Origin of the sequence: Clostridium sp. OM05-5BH (assembly GCF_003481505.1) — a bacterium.
In the GTDB taxonomy this organism is placed as follows: domain Bacteria; phylum Bacillota; class Clostridia; order Lachnospirales; family Lachnospiraceae; genus Otoolea; species Otoolea fessa.
In genome coordinates this window covers 1,780-19,245 of the sequence record NZ_QULJ01000012.1, presented here as the reverse complement: position 1 = coordinate 19,245, position 17,466 = coordinate 1,780, and the positions used below count along the sequence as shown (strand labels likewise).

The 17,466-nt window shown below is 47.6% G+C and carries 18 protein-coding genes; 2 read left to right on the top strand and 16 right to left on the bottom strand.

Translation table 11 applies throughout. The annotated features are described in order from the left end of the window. Nucleotides 1–40: 40 nt before the first annotated feature. The 9 genes from DXB70_RS12465 to DXB70_RS12425 all read right to left on the bottom strand — a co-directional run bounded on the left by DXB70_RS12465 (nucleotide 41) and on the right by DXB70_RS12425 (nucleotide 8,180). Complete coding sequence (locus tag DXB70_RS12465) at nucleotides 41–955, bottom strand: hypothetical protein (RefSeq protein ID WP_243099965.1); 915 nt, start codon at nucleotides 953–955, stop codon at nucleotides 41–43. 137 nt (nucleotides 956–1,092) lie between these two features. Then, a complete protein-coding gene (locus tag DXB70_RS12460) occupies nucleotides 1,093–1,524 on the bottom strand; it encodes a GNAT family N-acetyltransferase (protein ID WP_118637915.1) in 432 nt (143 codons plus the stop codon). Between the two features lie 55 nt (nucleotides 1,525–1,579). Then, nucleotides 1,580–2,170: a nitroreductase family protein gene (locus DXB70_RS12455; protein WP_117796247.1), complete on the bottom strand. Its 591-nt coding sequence runs from the start codon at nucleotides 2,168–2,170 to the stop codon at nucleotides 1,580–1,582. A 29-nt stretch (nucleotides 2,171–2,199) separates the two neighbouring features. After that, nucleotides 2,200–2,874 carry a DNA/RNA nuclease SfsA gene (sfsA, locus tag DXB70_RS12450; RefSeq protein ID WP_118637913.1) on the bottom strand — a complete coding sequence of 225 codons (675 nt, stop codon included), beginning with the start codon at nucleotides 2,872–2,874 and terminating at the stop codon, nucleotides 2,200–2,202. 87 nt (nucleotides 2,875–2,961) lie between these two features. Beyond that, on the bottom strand, nucleotides 2,962–3,915 hold the full coding sequence (locus DXB70_RS12445; protein ID WP_118673419.1) for an L-lactate dehydrogenase: 954 nt from the start codon (nucleotides 3,913–3,915) through the stop codon (nucleotides 2,962–2,964). Nucleotides 3,916–4,394: 479 nt separating this feature from the next. Then, nucleotides 4,395–5,039, bottom strand: coding sequence for a cysteine hydrolase (locus DXB70_RS12440; protein ID WP_022359990.1), 645 nt, complete (start codon nucleotides 5,037–5,039; stop codon nucleotides 4,395–4,397). Between the two features lie 17 nt (nucleotides 5,040–5,056). Beyond that, nucleotides 5,057–6,385 (bottom strand): TRAP transporter large permease, encoded by a 1,329-nt coding sequence (locus DXB70_RS12435; RefSeq protein ID WP_022359989.1) that lies wholly within the window; start codon nucleotides 6,383–6,385, stop codon nucleotides 5,057–5,059. Next, nucleotides 6,382–6,915, bottom strand: coding sequence for a TRAP transporter small permease (locus DXB70_RS12430; RefSeq protein ID WP_107000625.1), 534 nt, complete (start codon nucleotides 6,913–6,915; stop codon nucleotides 6,382–6,384). Before DXB70_RS12430 ends, DXB70_RS12435 begins: the two co-directional genes overlap by 4 nt. Nucleotides 6,916–7,055: 140 nt before the next feature. After that, nucleotides 7,056–8,180 (bottom strand): C4-dicarboxylate TRAP transporter substrate-binding protein, encoded by a 1,125-nt coding sequence (locus DXB70_RS12425; RefSeq protein WP_227589777.1) that lies wholly within the window; start codon nucleotides 8,178–8,180, stop codon nucleotides 7,056–7,058. A gap of 288 nt (nucleotides 8,181–8,468) precedes the next feature. On the opposite strand from DXB70_RS12425, the gene DXB70_RS12420 reads away from it, so the two are divergent. Further along, on the top strand, nucleotides 8,469–9,128 hold the full coding sequence (locus tag DXB70_RS12420) for a GntR family transcriptional regulator (protein ID WP_107000626.1): 660 nt from the start codon (nucleotides 8,469–8,471) through the stop codon (nucleotides 9,126–9,128). Nucleotides 9,129–9,232: 104 nt separating this feature from the next. Here DXB70_RS12420 and DXB70_RS12415 read toward each other — a convergent pair whose 3' ends face one another. From DXB70_RS12415 to DXB70_RS12405, 3 genes are read right to left on the bottom strand one after another with little or no spacing between them, the layout of a single operon-like run. Then, on the bottom strand, nucleotides 9,233–9,823 hold the full coding sequence (locus tag DXB70_RS12415; RefSeq protein ID WP_118471348.1) for a class II aldolase/adducin family protein: 591 nt from the start codon (nucleotides 9,821–9,823) through the stop codon (nucleotides 9,233–9,235). Continuing rightward, a complete protein-coding gene (locus DXB70_RS12410; RefSeq protein ID WP_107000628.1) occupies nucleotides 9,820–11,064 on the bottom strand; it encodes a Tm-1-like ATP-binding domain-containing protein in 1,245 nt (414 codons plus the stop codon). The genes DXB70_RS12415 and DXB70_RS12410 overlap by 4 nt, the downstream gene beginning before the upstream one ends. Before the next feature lie 44 nt (nucleotides 11,065–11,108). Then, on the bottom strand, nucleotides 11,109–11,912 hold the full coding sequence (locus tag DXB70_RS12405) for an N-acyl homoserine lactonase family protein (RefSeq protein WP_107000629.1): 804 nt from the start codon (nucleotides 11,910–11,912) through the stop codon (nucleotides 11,109–11,111). Between the two features lie 202 nt (nucleotides 11,913–12,114). Between DXB70_RS12405 and DXB70_RS12400 the strand changes: the two genes are divergently transcribed. Continuing rightward, nucleotides 12,115–13,266: a glycerate kinase gene (locus DXB70_RS12400; RefSeq protein WP_118673418.1), complete on the top strand. Its 1,152-nt coding sequence runs from the start codon at nucleotides 12,115–12,117 to the stop codon at nucleotides 13,264–13,266. A 160-nt stretch (nucleotides 13,267–13,426) separates the two neighbouring features. On the opposite strand, the gene DXB70_RS12395 is transcribed toward DXB70_RS12400, so the two are convergent. From DXB70_RS12395 to DXB70_RS12380, 4 genes are all read right to left on the bottom strand, one after another. Then, entirely contained in the window at nucleotides 13,427–14,041 is a 615-nt protein-coding gene (locus tag DXB70_RS12395; RefSeq protein ID WP_118673417.1) for a DUF4125 family protein, read from the bottom strand. Nucleotides 14,042–14,149: 108 nt separating this feature from the next. After that, on the bottom strand, nucleotides 14,150–15,130 hold the full coding sequence (locus DXB70_RS12390) for a DUF4037 domain-containing protein (RefSeq protein ID WP_118673416.1): 981 nt from the start codon (nucleotides 15,128–15,130) through the stop codon (nucleotides 14,150–14,152). Nucleotides 15,131–15,348: 218 nt separating this feature from the next. Continuing rightward, entirely contained in the window at nucleotides 15,349–16,239 is an 891-nt protein-coding gene (locus DXB70_RS12385) for a tetratricopeptide repeat protein (protein ID WP_022359976.1), read from the bottom strand. Nucleotides 16,240–16,567: 328 nt separating this feature from the next. Then, entirely contained in the window at nucleotides 16,568–17,209 is a 642-nt protein-coding gene (locus DXB70_RS12380) for a hypothetical protein (protein ID WP_022359975.1), read from the bottom strand. Nucleotides 17,210–17,466: the final 257 nt, after the last annotated feature.

Below are 17,466 nucleotides of genomic sequence, written 5' to 3'. Positions count from 1 at the left end.
ATTTGAACACGTTGAGAAGTTACCTTAACTTATCTCTATATCAAAACATGCCCGGCAGTTTCACCGCCAGGAATAATCCAGCACCAAATGAGATCAGATTGGCCACAAAGGAATACAGGATATAATATGCATCCTCCTTTTTCTTTTCTGATAGCCTCTTAAGAATTGTGCAATACAACACTGCCTCCAGCGCAAATACAATCAGCTCAAAAAGTACATAGAAAAATGTAAATGCAAGAGGGCCGGAATTATAATTAATCACATTGAGCAGCACATTTAAGATAATCTGCGTAATAATGTTGACAACAGCCAGAATCAACAGCTGTTTTTTCTGTCTGAAACCAAACAGCAGCGCCACCAGCATTTCGATTAAAATAGTAAGGACGATCCTTGCTCCAAGAGCCAGCATCTCCTGCCGGTAATTATACGAACGGTAGGCCTCAATCCGCTCATTGGTACTCAAATCATCATTGTATTCCACCGAACCGATATCCACACCATCCATATCCACTGTATAATACGTATCAAATGCATAACGAGCATAAATTCCACTGGATACAAAGGTTTCCGTTTCCGGATAATACAGAAGAATCTTAAAATCACCCGGCGGATAATAGGTCCATGCAAGCTCTTTGCTTTCACTTACCTTCCAGCTCCGCTGCAGAAAATAGTATCCATCCGGATCCTTGTAATTCACAAAGATCTTCCAGATACCAGGATCCATGTACTCTTTCTGGGCACTCTCCGTTCTTCCATCCCAGGCACTTGCCGGACCAGTAGATTTCTCCTTCGACAGCAAAGTTCCATAACAGAGCTCATCCCCCATATGCTCAAACTGAATCCGAACAGAGGCCTTTGGTCCCATATCGGCATTGACTGTCATCGGAAATGCTGAAACTGCCATTATCATACACAAAAGCATTATAAAAACAAGACTGTATTTTCTATTTTTCATACCAAAAGTCTCCCTTCAGATATTTTTTTCTGGTGAAGAATCTCATCGGCATTCTTGCTGCAAAATACTACATCCGATGGGAATCATCTTCCATCTGGTAAACAAACAGGCGGTTCATCCCCTCCTGCCATGGGTATTCAAATTCCAGACGATTCCCAATTCATCACATATTCTTTTTCTCTTGTGAATTCGTCCATCTCTTCACTCTGAATAGTAAATCCTTCTCGTTGATAAAAAGACATTTCCCTGACATTCTTCTGATATACCTTTAACTGTAATTTGTCTTTTTTATCCTTGATGTAATCCAACAACATTTTACCTATGCCACATGACTGCATTTCGTCAGAAACAAAAATACCTTCTATGTATTCATCACTTACTCCTATAAAGCCTTGAATCATTTTATCATCTTCATACACATAAACTTCCGCCTGTGGCAGCATTTCCTTCACGAATTCATAATTACTTATCCAGTATTGTTCAGGAATAAAAAAATGTGCTTTCAGATTAGTTTTCAACCATATATCAGCGACTCTATTTATATCTACCTTCTGCAACTTTCTAATCATAACGATTATTCTCCATCCAACCTGATTATAACACGATTAACTCATTACGATTTACCTATCTGTACTCAACAATTTCTTCGAAAGGTTTCCTTGGTCTTTTAGCCGGAGCTTCATTGGCAAATCCAATCGCAACAATTCCTGTCAATTGGCTGTCTGTTCCGATAAAATCCATCAGCTCATTATAGGCAAAACAAGTATTGGCAATCCATAAGGTGCCCAATCCATATCCCGTTGCTGTCAGAATCATATTTTCAATCGCCGCACCTATGGACAGTGAATCACATATTTCAACAATTCGCTTTTCATTTTCAATGCTTGCAAATGGAGTATGCTGGTTGGTATTAAGCACTGCTATAAGGCATGGGACCTCCTGCATGATTCTAACGGTATTCTCAGCATCCGGTATGGCAAATGCCCATTCCGGCATAAGTTCATGGGTCATTTTTTCTGAATTTATACCATGACGCATGACATCAACCAGTTTATCTTTTTCTTTCCCCTGATATACAATAAATTTCCAAGGCTGTCTGTTTTTAGCAGATGGTGCAAGGGAAGCACTGTATATGATCTCGTCAATTAACTTCCTTTCGATCTCATCTGGCTTATATTTTCTTATACTTCTTCTATTCTCAATTTCACGTATCATAGATTTCTCTCTTCTTTAGAACCTTGCCCTCAAGACTCATCTTCTCCTATGATTTCCAACCTATCCATCCCAACATGACATTTCAGGAAAAGCACCTCAACACCTGCTGCCTTTGCCTCGTGAAGTGCAGCGCCAAATTCGGGATGCGTTTCCGTATTCGGCCTGACTTCACTGATGCCTTCCATTTGAATCACAAATGCTATCAAACATTTATATCCTTGTCCGCACGCAGCTGCAAGTTCCCTTAAATGCTTAACTCCTCTTTCCGTCGGGGCATCTGGAAAATATCCAACTCCGTCTATCTCAAGGGTGCAGCCTTTGACTTCCATTAGATATTTTTGCTTTCCTTTTTCCATATAGAAATCCATCCGGCTATTTCCAAAGGTATACTCTGGTTTAATACAATCATACCCCTGTGTCATCAGCCATTCTTTTACCACTTTATTCGGTGCCTGAGAATCAATGTTAACCCATTTTTTATTCTTCTTAACTGCAATCAAATCATAGCGAGTCTTTCGATTTGGATTCTTTTCTATGCAATCTTCCAAAATCACTTCCGCCCCCCGCAGCAGTAATTCACGACAACGTCCCGTATTCTTTACATGAACCAATTCTACCGCTTCCGATCCATCAATCTTTACCCGCGCAATAAAACGATTGGGACGTTCTATGAAAATTGCTTTCACTATCTTATCATATTTCATGTGACGTTTCCTATAGAAAAAAATTTTATAGTAAAACCGATCGGTTCAGATGGGCTGCCGTGCCAATGTACGGCAGCCCATCTGACATCATTCTATCAGCCCTTTCGCTACCTCTTTCAGTTTCTTAGCCGATTCCACCAGCTTCTCCGCCTCTTCCTCACTCAATGCAATCGGCACATGCGTCTCCACACCCCCGATTCCCACGATCGCCGGCATACTCAGCGTGATATCTTCGATGCCGTACTCCCCGTGCATCATCGCAGACACCGGCAGAATCGAGCGCTCATTGCGGACGATACACTCGCAGATACGTTTTACCGACATCGCAATTCCGTAATACGTCGCCTGTTTTTTCGAAATAATCTCGTAAGCACTGTTTTTGACCTTCTCCGCGATCGCGTCCATCGCCGCATCGTGGTTAAAATGCCCGCGCATCTCGCAGAAATCGTTCAGCGGAATGCCCGATACATTCGTACTGCTCCATGCCGCGATCTCGCTGTCCCCGTGCTCACCGATGATAAACGAATGTACACTCCGGCTGTCCACGCCCAGGTGTTCGCCCAGCGCATATTTAAGCCGTGCCGTGTCAAGCACCGTACCCGAACCGAGCACCCGGTTCTCCGGCAGCCCGCTCAGTTTCAATGCCACATACGTCAAAATATCTACCGGATTCGATACGATCAGCAGAATCCCGCCAAAATCGCGTTTTACAATCTCCGGGATGATACTCTGATAAATTGCCGTATTCTTCTGCACCAGGTCAAGCCGCGTCTCCCCCGGCTTCTGGTTCGCCCCCGCTGTGATAATGATGATCGCCGCGTCCGCCGCGTCGTCATACGTGCCCGCGTAGATCTTCATCTGCCCTGCAAACGGAATCCCGTGCGCGATATCCTTCGCCTCGCCGTCCGCCTTTTCCATATTCACATCTAACAGAACCAGATCGGAAAATAACCGGCTCTGCATCAGTGTAAATGCCGTTGCTGAACCCACAAATCCGCACCCGATGACTGCCGCTTTTCTTGGATTTACCTCTCTGCTCATACGCTCATTTCTCCTTTTTTCTCCGGCTTATACTACATGTCCATGTTTCTAGCATCCGCTCTCTGCATATGGACAAGCATGCCTCTAGTCTCTCCTGCCATTCATATGTATTGTGCCGCTTACAAGAAGGAGTATACATGCTTTGGGACATTTTTTCAGTTGTTTTAACAACGAAAATAGAAACTACAACACTTTCTGATCATCCGACGACAATGTGATCTACCAACAAAGAGGCGTTTCCATCATGTATTTTTCCGCATATTCCCGCTACTTCGATCCTGCCGCAATCTATTTTCACTTTGCATCACAGCAAGCAGAGTTCTTCGTAACTATCTTATTTATGTAAAATTGAATAAAAACATGCAAAATCAACATTTTCATCGATAGACAAAAAAAGTCCCACGAAACTGCTACTTCCGGCAATCCCGTGGGATGTTTTCTTTTTTTTATTTCAAAGCTCTGCCACGCTCACATTCTGGTTACTCCAGCGCCTCCAGAAATTCCTCATGGTTCATGACTTTTCCAATCTTCGGGAAAATCCATTTTTCACAGAAATCCTGCTCTTCCTGCGTATCGGTCGCGGTGCAGTCGTTGATGACGATGACACGGTAGCCCTTATCATACGCCGAACGCGCCGATGACTCTACACACCAGTCGGTATGGAAACCAGTAAATGCTACATACTCGATCTCATTTGCCCGCAGATAATAGTCCAAACCAGTCGAATGGAACGCGTCTAGCGTTTTCTTTCCTTCAACCACCACATCACCCGGCTGCGGAGTCAATTCTTTGATAATCTCCGGTCCCGGTGTGCCGCGCAGCCATGCGCCGGTTCCCCAGTCTGCTTCCATATCCATCTCGATTCCACGCAGACCCTCACACGCCGGACCACCCTTTTTCAGCTCTGGAAATCCCGGATCAAACGGATGGAACGGGCAGTAAAAGATTTTTGCCACCTGACCTCGCGCCTTCTCCAGTAAATCCTGAAGATTGGCGATGACATGACGCTCGGCGAGCTGCTCCTTGATGTGGGCGTACATCGTTCCGCCCTCGGACAAGAAGTCATTCTGCGGTTCAATCAAAACAATCGCAACTTTCTCTTTCGGAATCTTAATCTGTGCCATACACTTCTCCTTTCCTATTACATCGCATTCGGCAGGAATAATACAATCTGCGGAATGAAAATACAAATCAAATCGACAATAATGATCGCTGCCAAAAACCACATCGAACCGGCGAAAATCTCGTTGACTGTGATCCCCTCCATGCCATCCATTCCGTACAGGGACGATTTAACGGTAAATACGTTCATGCCAAACGGAGGCGTAATCATACCGGTTTCAATCGCAATGATCATAACCAGACCGAACCATACTAAGTCATAGCCTAAATCTGCCATAATCGGGCACATCAGAGGCGTCGTTAAAAGCAGAATCGAAGTAGAATCCAGGATACATCCCAGTACCATCAGAATCAGGATAAATAATAAAACGATTCCGATCGGCGGGATGCTGAAACCTTCTACCAGATCCCGGAGTACATTGATGACACCGCACATGGACAACGTCTTGGAATATGTGGATGCCGATACCAAAAGAATCAGGACGCTGCCGGAGGTTGAACCTGCCGATAAAAGCGTCTCCCAGAACTCCTTGCGGTTGAATCGCTTCCGGAAAATCACAATCAGGAAAGCGCCGAACGCACCGACTCCGCCTGCTTCCGTCGGAGTGAAGAATCCACACCAGATACCTCCGAGGGAGATGATAATCAGAAGAACAATCGGCCACGGACGCAGCACAATTTTCCAGAAATTTTCTTTTTCATACTCAGTCAGCTCCTCTACCTCCGGAATATAATCCGGTTTGATATGTGCGACCGTCAAAATGACGATGATAAATGCGATCGTCATCAGAATACCCGGCATAACCGCCGCCACAAACAACTTGCCGATCGATACGTCCGCCTGCGAGCCGTAGACAATCATCAGAAGACTCGGAGGAATCAACATACCTAAGATCGCAGAGCCAGAGATCGTTCCCAGCGCGATCTTACGGTTATATTTCAGACGAAGCATCTGCGGAAGTGCAATTTTCGTAAAAACAGCCGCTGACGCAACCGTAACACCTGTGATAGCTGCGAAAATCGCATTGGCGATAACCGTCGCGATTCCGACGCCGCCCCGGACTTTCTTTAATAAAAGGCTGGCTGAATCATACAAATCCTGGCTGGCGCCGGATAAGTTCGCCAGAAGTCCCATCAAGACAAACAGCGGAATAACGCCGAACATATACTGCCGGACCGCGCCCCACGCCGACTGGCTTAGCACGTTCATCGCTGTTGAAAAACGTCCCGTGAAAAGGAATACACTGAGCACACTGGTAAACATCAGGGATGTGCTCAGATGAACACCAAAGAAAATCAGCGCCAGCAAAAGAATCAGTGAAAGTGCTGCTACTGCTCCTGTACTCATTCTGCCTTCCCCCCTTCTGCAAAGCTTTTTCCTGTAACTAATTCATACGTATACTTTATAATCTGGTTGATAAATTCCAGAATCATCAGCGCGGAACCGAATATAATGGAAAAACGCCCCGGAACCGTTGTGATACGGACCGATCCGGCTATCTCCGCTTCATGAATCGAAATTGCATTTAACAGATTTCCCCAGCTTGCCCGGATAATAAATGCATACACCAAAACACCAATCAGCGCTGCTACAATATCGATCACATGTTTTCCCTTTACACCGACCTTATCATACAGCATAGTTGTCCGGACATGGGCTCCCTTAACTGCTACATACGGAATCTCCAGAAAACATACGATAATGATAATGCTGCTGACAATTTCCGCCGTTCCCGCGAACGGTTTATTTAATATCAATCGGCTTAGAACGTCCGCTGTAATCAGAATCATGATTCCAAATACTGAGATCGCTGCAATTCCATCCATAATACTCAAAAAACGTTCCAGACACCGATCTAATTTTCTAAGGACTGACATATCATCCCACCTTTTCTCTCTTCTGTCTGTTCTTTCTCTGTCTTTTTGAACACATCGGGACATACCTTCGCTGTATGTCCCGATGCACTCTTCACACGGCTCACACTCTCCTCTGCGACAAGCCGCTCCCTTCAATTTTCTTACTCGCTGATCTTCCAGTCGCGTACTCTCTCTACACCCTGAGATTCCAGAATCTCATAATAATCTTCCACGATCTCGGAACCATTGTACCCAGCGTCGTCAAGGCTCTTTACCAGACCATTGACAACATCCGGAAGACTTGCTGCCCATTTTTCCTGCTCTTCACGGCTCAGAGTTGTAACGGTACAGCCCTGCTCTTCCAGTGCTTTGATATCTTCTTCGTGAATCGTATTGATATACTCAGACTCATAGTCCAGATAGCCCTCGCCAACCTCGGAAATGATGTTCTGTACATCCTCCGGCAGGTCATTCCAGGTATCCATATTGACAGTAATTGCATTGAACGGAACTACGTTGAAGTTTGCGTCCAGATAATACGGCGCTACCTCATATACCTTTAAGTTGACACAGGAATGGGTCGGCTGAATCGTCGCCTGACATACATTCGTCTGTAAGTTCTGATAGGTATCATTTAAGGAAGTCTGGACGCCGACTGCACCAGAGCCCTCGATCCAGGAGAGGTTGATGCCTGCCGCGCCGATCTTCATTCCGTTTACATCTTCCAGAGACTTAACTTCTTTCGTGCTGAAGAATCCATACGGATCCGATACACCGATTCCGACGAACTTCTGGTTGTAGCTGTCTTCATAAATCGAAGTGAATTCCGGATATTTCTCATACATCTGTTTGATCGTCTCTGCCACAATCAGCGGATCGGAGCAGGAGAACGGCATACTGTAAACCATATCCTGTAACGGAAGTCTGGATGCCTCAAATACAAGAATCGTACATCCGATATCGACCAGACCATCCTGCACGCCCTGCAACTCATTTCCCAGGGAGATAACAGAACCGCCGTAGGATTTAACCCAGTCGATCTCATAATTTGTCTCTTCACTGACTCTCTCCGATACATTTTTCACAAAATAATCTTCCAGCGCTGTGATCCATGGGTTGGATTCCGAATGTCCGGATCCAATTCGAAGTGTAATCTTTTCTTTTCCGCTGGTTGCTTCTGCCTGTTTTTTATCGCCGCCTGTTGTACTGTCTGTTTTCGCGGATGAACTTCCACCGCATCCCGTCATTGCCGTCATTGCCATTATCGCTGCTAAACCTAATGCCACAAATCGTCTTCTCCTCATGTTCCTTCTTCCTTTCTTTTTCTCTTTTTCACGTTCTGCGTTTCTTTTTTGTTTCGCCTCTCCGTTGGACACCGGATATTGGATACAATTTGATACTATTACTCTAACACCACCTGTCTGTTTTGTCAATAAACTTTCTTATATAAACATCATTCTGTACAGTTTAAACAATATTTTAGTTTCAGATTGGATACATTATCCAATTTTATTGCTATTCCTTTTCTTTTCGGTTATAATAATCATAAAGAAATTTAAAAGGAGCCATGGTTTATGGATCAGACACAACCAATTATTCAATATACAACCGTTTCCGACTCAGTCTATCTCTGGGTTAAAAATGCAATTATTCAAGGTGAGTTTAAGCCAGGCGAACATATCGCCCAGGAACGCCTCACCAAAACACTTGGAGTCAGCCGCACCCCGGTCCGCGACGCAATCAAACGTCTGGAAGCAGAGGGACTTTTGATCACGAAACCGCACTGTGGGGCAGTCGTATTCCAGCTCTCCAAGGAACGTCTGACGGAAATCTACGACATCCGTATCCTGATGGAGCAGTACTGCGCCGCCAGAACCTGTATCAGGGCAAGTGATGACGATATCCGCCAATTGGAAGAGATTAGTTTAAAAATGCTCGATTTTTCCAATAATTCGAAGGAATTTATGCAGCTGGACCGCCAGTTTCACACCCGGTTCTGTGAGCTCTCCGGCTGCGACGACACCGTTGAGATCCTGCAGGGACTCTGGAATAAATGTGATTCCTTCAAATCCATCTACTACTCTCTGGAGGGACGCATCAACGATACTCTGTCCGAGCATGCAAAGATCATCCAGGGACTGAAAAACCGCGATATCGACGCCACCAAACAGGCGATCTACGGTCATCTGAAAGATGTTGTCGAATGTGTTGGACGCCAAGCCAATTTTTCTTAAAGACAAAACACCTACCAAGCATCGACAGCCGTATAATTACAAAAGGCGATGAGCGCAGTTCCTGTCTCTCTGCGTTCACCGCCTATTACTTTTTTCTGCTTTTCTTATCTACCCGCCAACAGCGAAATCTGCGCCGTCTCCTCGACAAGTTCCGCCAGATAAGCTGCCTCGCGCATCGTCCCTGCCACCGTCACCTGACCGTGACCGCGCAGAAGGAATGCATTCATCTCTTTATTTTTCCGGAACTCTTCCAGAATCATCGGGAAATATTCCTTCGGAACGGCGTACGAATGGGTGTCAAACACCGGCACATTTCCGCCCAGCTTCATTTCCGAATGGTGCGTCGAAAAATCAAGCGTCTCATGCTTATCCGCCCATGCAGTCGCATATGGGGAATGGCAGTGCATGATCGCGCACACCTCCGGGAGCTCCCGGTAGATCGCACCGTGCAAAAGAGCTTCTTTGGATGGTTTCCGATTGCCCTCAATCAAGTTTCCGTCAAAATCCGTCACAACAATTGTGTCCGCGCACACCTCGTCAAACGCCACATCCGTCGCCTTCACAAGCATCCAGTCATGCCCTGGCGCACGCATACTCAGATTTCCGCCGTTGCTCATCTGATAGCGGAGCTGATAAAATTTGTGCGCCGCCTGTTCCATCGCATCGCTCAGCTCTTTGTATTCCTGATATTTCATGCGCTCTCCTTTCTGCTGCCCTCTGCTTCATTCAGCAGCACTTCCATCTCCTGTGCGCAGATATCCGCAAATTCAGGATCACAGAAATTCAGATCATACGCTTTAAACACAATCTCCGGCTTCAGATCCGCCTCGAAAATCTGACGCATCTTCTGAATTGTCTCCGGTTTATAGAAAAATTCACCCGGATAACTCATTGTCCGCAGTCCTCCCATCGGGAGAATGACCTCCGTTTTTCCCTTGGAACGATTCAGTCGTTCCACGATCGTGTGTGTAATATCCAGAATTTCGCTCTCATACAGGCGCGTATGTGTTAAATCCTGATTATGCCATACGTACCCCCGATCTTCCTCATCTTTTAAAAGTTCCTCTTTCCTCAGACACGCAAAATCAATGCCACCCGGGCAGATCAGCGCCGGGATCCCCATCTCCGCTGCTGCACACAGGCGGTTATCCGCACCCTTGCTGTATCCGTAATCACCCAAATATTCCGCTGTCATCTCATGCAGTGAGAGATCCATAACGGCTGAAATAACGCCCTCGCGGATCATCGACTCCATCACCCGGCCGCCGATTCCGGTCGAATGGAAGCTGATCATCTTCCTGCCGAGCGCCGTCAGCTCGTCGGATGCCCGCATCACGGTATCATTCGTAATCCCCATAAGCGTTGTCGCGATATATTTTTCCCCATGTGTATCGATCCGTTTTCCCCCATATGTCACCATGCCAATCAGGGCGCTGACTGTATTTCCCAACACAGCCTCATTAACGGGGTTCATACCGGCAAAATCAACGATCGACGGAACCACCATGATATCTTTGTCGCCCACAACCGTGTCAAAATACCGGTATCCGCTGGCGATCGTGGAACAGATAATCTTCGGAAATCCGATCGGAAGCAGGCGCAGCGCCGCAGAACACATAACCGTATTCTGCAGTCCGCCCATTCCCATCACGCCGTCAATCTTTTTCTCCCCGACGAGTTTTAACAGCATCTTGGAAATACTCTCCGTCATCGCTGCGATCGCACCGCTCTTGTCCATCGCGTGCACCTGCTCCCAGGTATAACCACCCATTGCCAGAATCTCCTCCCGGCTGACATCTGCGCGCATCGGAATATGCGGTCCCGTGCTGACATCGAGTATCAGCGGACTGTTTCCGCTCATTTTTATTTTTTTCTGTACAAACTGTACTTCATGATATTTCGTGTCACAGCTTGCAATTACCCCAACCACTGCCATTTTCTCGAAGTCTCACGAACTTCTTCTTTCACCTGCCTTTCGTCTTAAAGACCAAGGATCGGTGTTTTCGAAACCCGATCTAACATCTCGCGGTCATGACAGGTCAGAATCTTATCCAGACTCTCTGCCCGGGCTTTGATAAGCTCGATGCTCTTCCAGGCGGAGACAATATCTGAAAACCGGTTCGGAGGCGTAATATCATAATGAATCTCTTCGATCGGTTTCGTATTATCCATAATGAAAATTGCATCACCGCAGCAAATATATCTGCCCGCTGCCGTGTCGATCTCAACCGACTGATGCCCGATGGAATGTCCCGGCGTCTCAAATACGCGCACTCCCGGCATGACCTCTGCCTCGCCTTCTAGCAGTTCCATCTTGATTCCCTCAAATGGGCGGGTAATGCCAAGCTGCGGCGCCTCGTATGATTTGTAATAGAGCGGGATTGGATCCATCGCAAATTCGTATTCCTTCTTGTTTACATAAAATTTCGCATTCGTGAATTTATCCATATAGAAGCAATGATCCCAGTGCAGATGGGTAAACACTACAATATCAATATCCTCCGGTTTATATCCGATCTTTGCAAGCTGATCCGCGATCGCCATGCCCTCCGGCTGATATGATCCATGATGGTGGTATTTATCGGCGCGCTCTGTGTATGCCATGCCTGTATCCACAAGCAGCAGTTTGTCTCCGCCCTCTACCAGATACGTAAAAACTGGGTATTCTTCCTCCCGATCGGAAGCATCGGGATAATATGCCACCGTAGAATGGTGGTAAAGATACTGTTTCGGAATCATCGTCACGAAACCAGTGTTGATTGGTCTGATTGTTAAGTTACTCATATCGGTACCTCCTGTCGCTCGTCTGGCTATCTCAAACATGAGATAAATGCCAAATTTGTTTCTTAAAATGGAGCATCCAATATTGTATCCAGTGTCCAATAGTATTATAATAAAAAGAAGCATAGCTGTCAAGAAAAGTTTCAATTTCCATCTGAAAGTAACAATGAATCGGATCCAAAACACCAAAAAGGAGGAACCTCATATGAAAATTACGGTTGCAATCGATTCCCTGAAAGGAAGTCTGGCCTCGATGGAAGCCGGAAACGCCGCCAAAGGCGGCATTCTCCGCGTCTATCCCGAGGCAGAGGTCTTCGTGAGCCCTCTGGCAGATGGCGGCGAGGGAACCGTGGATGCCCTGACGGAAGGACTGGGCGGCAGGATCCGCACCATCTCCGTCTCCGATCCGCTCGGACGCCCCCTTCAAGCCGACTACGGGATTCTCACCTCACCGGGACAGGGCGAACCGCTTGCGGTGATCGAGATGGCTGCTGCCTCCGGACTTCCGCTCCTGGCTGCTGCGGAACGCAATCCACTCCGCACTACCACCTACGGTGTCGGAGAACTGATCCTTGACGCCATCCGCCAAGGCTGCCGGCGTTTCCTGATTGGCATCGGCGGCAGCGCCACCAACGATGGCGGACTCGGCATGCTCTCCGCGCTGGGATATCAATTTCTCAAAGAAGACGGAACGCCCGTCTCCCCGGGTGCCGCCGGACTGTCAGAGCTTTCTTCCATCCGTACCGGCTCCGTTCTTCCCGAACTGTCCGCGTGCAGCTTCCGGATCGCCTGCGATGTCACCAATCCGCTCTGCGGTCCAAATGGCTGCAGTGCCGTCTATGGTCCGCAAAAGGGTGCTTCCAGGGAAGATATCGTAAATATGGATCGCTGGATGCAGGCATACGCCGTCCTTACTGCCCGGCAATTTCCACACGCCGATCCAATGGTTCCCGGCACGGGTGCCGCCGGAGGTCTCGGATTTGCCTTTTTAAGCTATATGAACGCTGTCCTGGAACCGGGCGCCTCGATCGTGCTGGAAGAAACTTCTCTGGAATCGTTCATCCAGGACAGCGATATCGTCATCACCGGTGAGGGTCGTCTCGACGGACAGACTGCTATGGGAAAAGCCCCCATCGCCGTCGCCAGACTGGCTAAAAAATACGGCAAGCCCGTCTTCGCCTTCTCCGGCTGCGTCACCCCAGATGCCATCCAGTGTAACGATGCCGGAATCGACGCCTTTTTCCCAATTCTCCGCTCCATCTGCTCGCTGGAAGAAGCAATGGAACCGGCATCCGCCCGGAAGAATCTGAGCGATACGGTGGAACAGGTGATGCGGGTGGTTCGGCGATTTTCGTAAAAATTGGAAACAAAGAATGTGCTGATATAAGAAAATCGGAGAGGAACTTTGATCATTCATTCTCTCCGATTTTTTTCAACTTACCTTGTATATTAGCTATTATACATTCACTTTTTCGAAATCATTGCCATAAATTTTCGAATATACATCCTTCTAATTTTTATTTAGAGAGCGCCTTCTCCGCCGCATCCAGCCCCTCATATCCATATGCCTTCACTTCCTCCTCCATCGTCAGAAGTGCCAGACTCTTTCCTTCCTTTTTCAGTTCATTGATAAACTGCCAGTACGTATGCAGAGTGCTGTCCGAGTAAGTCCGCAGTTCTCCAAGCAGGTACGTCTGGAAGGAAGTATCATACGGCGTATCTTCAGAACTGTAGAGAAGCCTGTTTCCAGACGCCAGCACCGGATATTTCGCCTGGTACTCTTCCATCCAGGCAAGCTGCTGTTTCACGATCGCATCACTCCACTGTTCGCCCGCCAGCGTCGGATCAATCAGAAAATGATACAGTTTCTTAAACTGCTCCGGTGCGGTGCTCGCCATCATCCACGCATATTTCTCCATTACCAGATTGCGCCCTTGCTCATGGGCGCGATCCATATCCGCCTGCACGCAGTCGATGAGTTCCTCTGTCCATGGTGCAAAATGGCTTCGTCGCATGATAAAAAATGTCTCCGGATCGTCCTGACAAGAAGCACGTCCGCCCTCGTTATTGACTTTCTGAAAATCTTCCCACTCCATCTGAATCAGTTTCTCTATTTTCTCCTGTTTCGTCATACGCTGTCCTCCCTTTCGCTTGCCAGATCCCTTCCAAATCAATTTCCTGCATCTTTTCTTTCATTTACAGTCCATGCGCGTTCCCATTTTGATGTGTCTATCCGCGTCTTATCCTTCCATCACATGACATTTTTTCAGCTCCGGATCCTGAATCCGTTTCATGATCTCCCACGTATGCGCTTCCAGAAATGCATCCCGGCTGTCAGTCAGTCCCTGTTTTCGCAGTTCCCCAACTACCGCCTGACAGATTTCCTCAATCCGACCCACACGCGGATCCAACTGGTTTACATAAGGATTCCATCCCGGGGGAAACGGCGGCTTCCACATCTCGCTCGTATCTCCCATCACCGAAAGCTCCCGGATTTTTTCCGCCACCTCCGGCAATATCTGAAATTTTTCCATTCCCCGGAACATCCACTTATAGTAAGGCATATACGTCCGGTTTAGTAAATAGACCATCGAAATCGCCTGCCGCACAAATTCATCGAGCGCCAGCATCGCCGCAACCGTATCGCCCCGCCGCATACAGCGGCCATAATTATACTGTCCCGACTGCGCCATTTTCGCTGCCCGCGCCGCGATCTTCTTGATCCGGACATCCTCCGGATAATACTTCCGGAGCGCCTCGCGGATCGCAGAAAATTCTCCCAGTCCATCCTCAAATACTGCCCCGCCCACGACTGCCGCCAACTTATCTTCCGGCAGATGCAGCCAGCGCATCAGGCTCTTTGGCGGCTGTTCCATCCCGATAAAACGGCTGTAAAATGCCTCTATCTCAAACACACCGACACGTCCACCGCCCCGCGCACTTGTGAGGCGTGCCGGAACACCTGCAAACTCCCCTGACAAACGGTCATAAGCATCCTGAAGCGCATTTCCGTACTGGTTATAATCTTCCGCCGAAAACCACAGACAGAAACCCGCCCCGAAATCGTGATCCTGCGATATCGCATCGTCAAATCCCAGGCATTCCGAACCTTCGCCCACCAGCCCCGCCGCCAGCCGCGGCAGAAGCTCTGGAAATTCCCGCTCCAGCATCGGACGCCCAACTTCTTCATAATATCGTTTTGCCAGTTCCAGTCCCTGCATCTGATCCTCCTACCTGATTTTATGGCTTTTTCTTGTCCTTTCTCCGCTTTCTGAATCTATTTCAGAAAATGTTACTGTTCACGCATACATGCCCAGTAACGGAATTTGCCGTGGCTTCGCATTTAAATACGGCAAATTCCTGCTGCCACCACGTTTTCTTACGGCACTTTCGGTTCCAAAAGTGCCTACCCGTGAACAGTAACCAGAAAATTTCCATCTCAGAATTTCGCATCCTTGAACTGACAGCTCGCACAGTGGCTCGGGTTTCCGCCCTTGTCTTCCTTCTTGTCTGCAGCTCCGGTAATGCCTTTTTCTTCCTTTTCTTTTTTGATCATCTCCAGATTCTGGCGGATCACCGCGCACGCATCGCTCTCGCCAAACCGGGACTGCGTTACCATCAGCGCTTTTTCCAGCAGCCCGATCGCCTGATCATAATTGCCGCGCCGCCATGCCAGCTCCCCGGCTGCTGCCAGCGCCGAACCAAAGTGTCCCGACTGCACGCCCTCCGGGGACGCATAAAAGGTCAGGCTTTCCTTTAACTCCTCGTCTGCCTCATCCAGCCGTCCCAGCGCCATCAAGGATAGCGCCCGGTTGACATGGGTCGTTGCCACCTCCGCCTCGCTGTTCTCCATCTTTTTAATCAGTTCCAGCGCCTTATCCAGCGATTCCAGCGCCTTTTCATGTTCCTCCTGTTCCTGATAAATCTGGCTGATATTATTGTAGAGACTTGCCATCTCATAGCCATCCGTTTTTCCAAGATTCTTAAAAATCGCTTCCGCCTCCCGGTACTGGGAAAGCGCTTTCTCCACATCTCCTGCCATCCGGCGCGCGGTTGCCGCATTTAAAAGTGTCGTTCCATGGTGGATCGAACCATCCAGTCCCATCCCCGCAATCAGGGACAGCGCCATATCCGCCATATCGACTGCCTGTGCAACCCGTCCGGTATTCCGGTAGAGTCCTTCCATCTCATTGCACATCATCAGGCAGAGGCTTTTGTTCCCTGAATCCAGCCCTTCCTTCATCCAGCCCATCATTTTCTCTTCCGCTTCGTCCAGTTTTCCCTGTGCATAAAGGCGATCCAGTTCCTGAAACATCTGCTGTGTATCCATTTTTATCCCTCTTTCTTTCCCTTCTTTATTCTTGTTTCTGTTATTTTTTTCATTAATGTGCCTTGGCACCTTTGACACAAAAAGAGATACCGCAAAACCTTTTTCCCATCCCTCTGCTCCCCATCTTCTTATTTCTGACAGGTCAGTGCACGGATTCTGTGGTTTTGCGGTATCCACTATCTGTTCTCAAACCCTCTAAATCTATCTCTTTATCAACAATGGTTTCTCTGCTGCCATGCAGCACCCGCATTCGGATCGCGTTTCATTTCAACGATCCGGCTTTTACAAATCCTGTATTCATCAAACGAAGCAGCTTCCGATCGCTGCATCACCCCATCGGCGAATATCCAAACGTATTTACCAGCGCATCAATCTTCTTTCCTGCCTTGCAGAGCGGGCAGTCACGGTAATCTGAATACGTATAATCCGGTAAATCCTTCTTGCCAAAGACTGACTTGATCGGCACACCATCCAGCGAATCCATCGCACTGAAAATCGCCGATGCGCCCTGTAAGATACCACCGTAATACTGGATGCTCTCAACTGCCTTATTTAAGGTGCGTCCCGTCGTCACGGATGCCATCAGGATCATCACGTGTTTATCGCGGATCATCGGAATCAGGTTGTCACGGAAAATGATCTGGCTGTTGTTGTTGAACTCCGGGCTGATTACATAGATAGATTTGTGCGCGTTCGTCGAGAGAAAACCGCCCTTTGCCAGCTCCTCCGCCAGAAAAGCACCGATAACTTCCGTGCCCTCCATGCAGACAATCGTGTCGATCACAGTGTCATACAGATACATGCCAACCAGCGCCTGTGCAACTTCCTCCGCCTCTTTCGTTCTCGCTTTCAGGGTCGTCACATCAATGTAATAATTGATATGTGCATGGTTTGTTGCGAAATGTCCTGGACGAATCTTTAACGGTACTGTCGCTCCAGTTGTGTAGATCTTTGTATAACTTTTCTCCATAAAAACGCCCCCTTCTCCATCTAAATAGGTGTTCATAAATGTTTGTAACTGCACCAAAAAGTTCCATGTTCACAGTCACATCCGTCCATGGATTGATACCCTTATTATACTAGAAAATGTGGTGTTTCACAAGATAAAATCTGTCATCATATGTATAATTTTTTATTTTTCTGTCTTTTATTCAGGCATTTTTCACTCACAAACAGAACACACACCCGATACTAAGACTGTGAACTACTCGGTAACTAAGTTACCAG

What these genes read in the sequence shown, in the direction of transcription:
- DXB70_RS12465 (WP_243099965.1), bottom strand. Translation starts at nt 955, where the DNA reads ATGAAAAATAGAAAATACAGTCTTGTTTTTATAATGCTTTTGTGTATG.
- DXB70_RS12460 (WP_118637915.1), bottom strand. Translation starts at nt 1,524, where the DNA reads ATGATTAGAAAGTTGCAGAAGGTAGATATAAATAGAGTCGCTGATATA.
- DXB70_RS12455 (WP_117796247.1), bottom strand. Translation starts at nt 2,170, where the DNA reads ATGATACGTGAAATTGAGAATAGAAGAAGTATAAGAAAATATAAGCCA.
- sfsA (WP_118637913.1), bottom strand. Translation starts at nt 2,874, where the DNA reads ATGAAATATGATAAGATAGTGAAAGCAATTTTCATAGAACGTCCCAAT.
- DXB70_RS12445 (WP_118673419.1), bottom strand. Translation starts at nt 3,915, where the DNA reads ATGAGCAGAGAGGTAAATCCAAGAAAAGCGGCAGTCATCGGGTGCGGA.
- DXB70_RS12440 (WP_022359990.1), bottom strand. Translation starts at nt 5,039, where the DNA reads ATGGCACAGATTAAGATTCCGAAAGAGAAAGTTGCGATTGTTTTGATT.
- DXB70_RS12435 (WP_022359989.1), bottom strand. Translation starts at nt 6,385, where the DNA reads ATGAGTACAGGAGCAGTAGCAGCACTTTCACTGATTCTTTTGCTGGCG.
- DXB70_RS12430 (WP_107000625.1), bottom strand. Translation starts at nt 6,915, where the DNA reads ATGTCAGTCCTTAGAAAATTAGATCGGTGTCTGGAACGTTTTTTGAGT.
- DXB70_RS12420 (WP_107000626.1), top strand. Translation starts at nt 8,469, where the DNA reads ATGGATCAGACACAACCAATTATTCAATATACAACCGTTTCCGACTCA.
- DXB70_RS12415 (WP_118471348.1), bottom strand. Translation starts at nt 9,823, where the DNA reads ATGAAATATCAGGAATACAAAGAGCTGAGCGATGCGATGGAACAGGCG.
- DXB70_RS12410 (WP_107000628.1), bottom strand. Translation starts at nt 11,064, where the DNA reads ATGGCAGTGGTTGGGGTAATTGCAAGCTGTGACACGAAATATCATGAA.
- DXB70_RS12405 (WP_107000629.1), bottom strand. Translation starts at nt 11,912, where the DNA reads ATGAGTAACTTAACAATCAGACCAATCAACACTGGTTTCGTGACGATG.
- DXB70_RS12400 (WP_118673418.1), top strand. Translation starts at nt 12,115, where the DNA reads ATGAAAATTACGGTTGCAATCGATTCCCTGAAAGGAAGTCTGGCCTCG.
- DXB70_RS12395 (WP_118673417.1), bottom strand. Translation starts at nt 14,041, where the DNA reads ATGACGAAACAGGAGAAAATAGAGAAACTGATTCAGATGGAGTGGGAA.
- DXB70_RS12390 (WP_118673416.1), bottom strand. Translation starts at nt 15,130, where the DNA reads ATGCAGGGACTGGAACTGGCAAAACGATATTATGAAGAAGTTGGGCGT.
- DXB70_RS12385 (WP_022359976.1), bottom strand. Translation starts at nt 16,239, where the DNA reads ATGGATACACAGCAGATGTTTCAGGAACTGGATCGCCTTTATGCACAG.
- DXB70_RS12380 (WP_022359975.1), bottom strand. Translation starts at nt 17,209, where the DNA reads ATGGAGAAAAGTTATACAAAGATCTACACAACTGGAGCGACAGTACCG.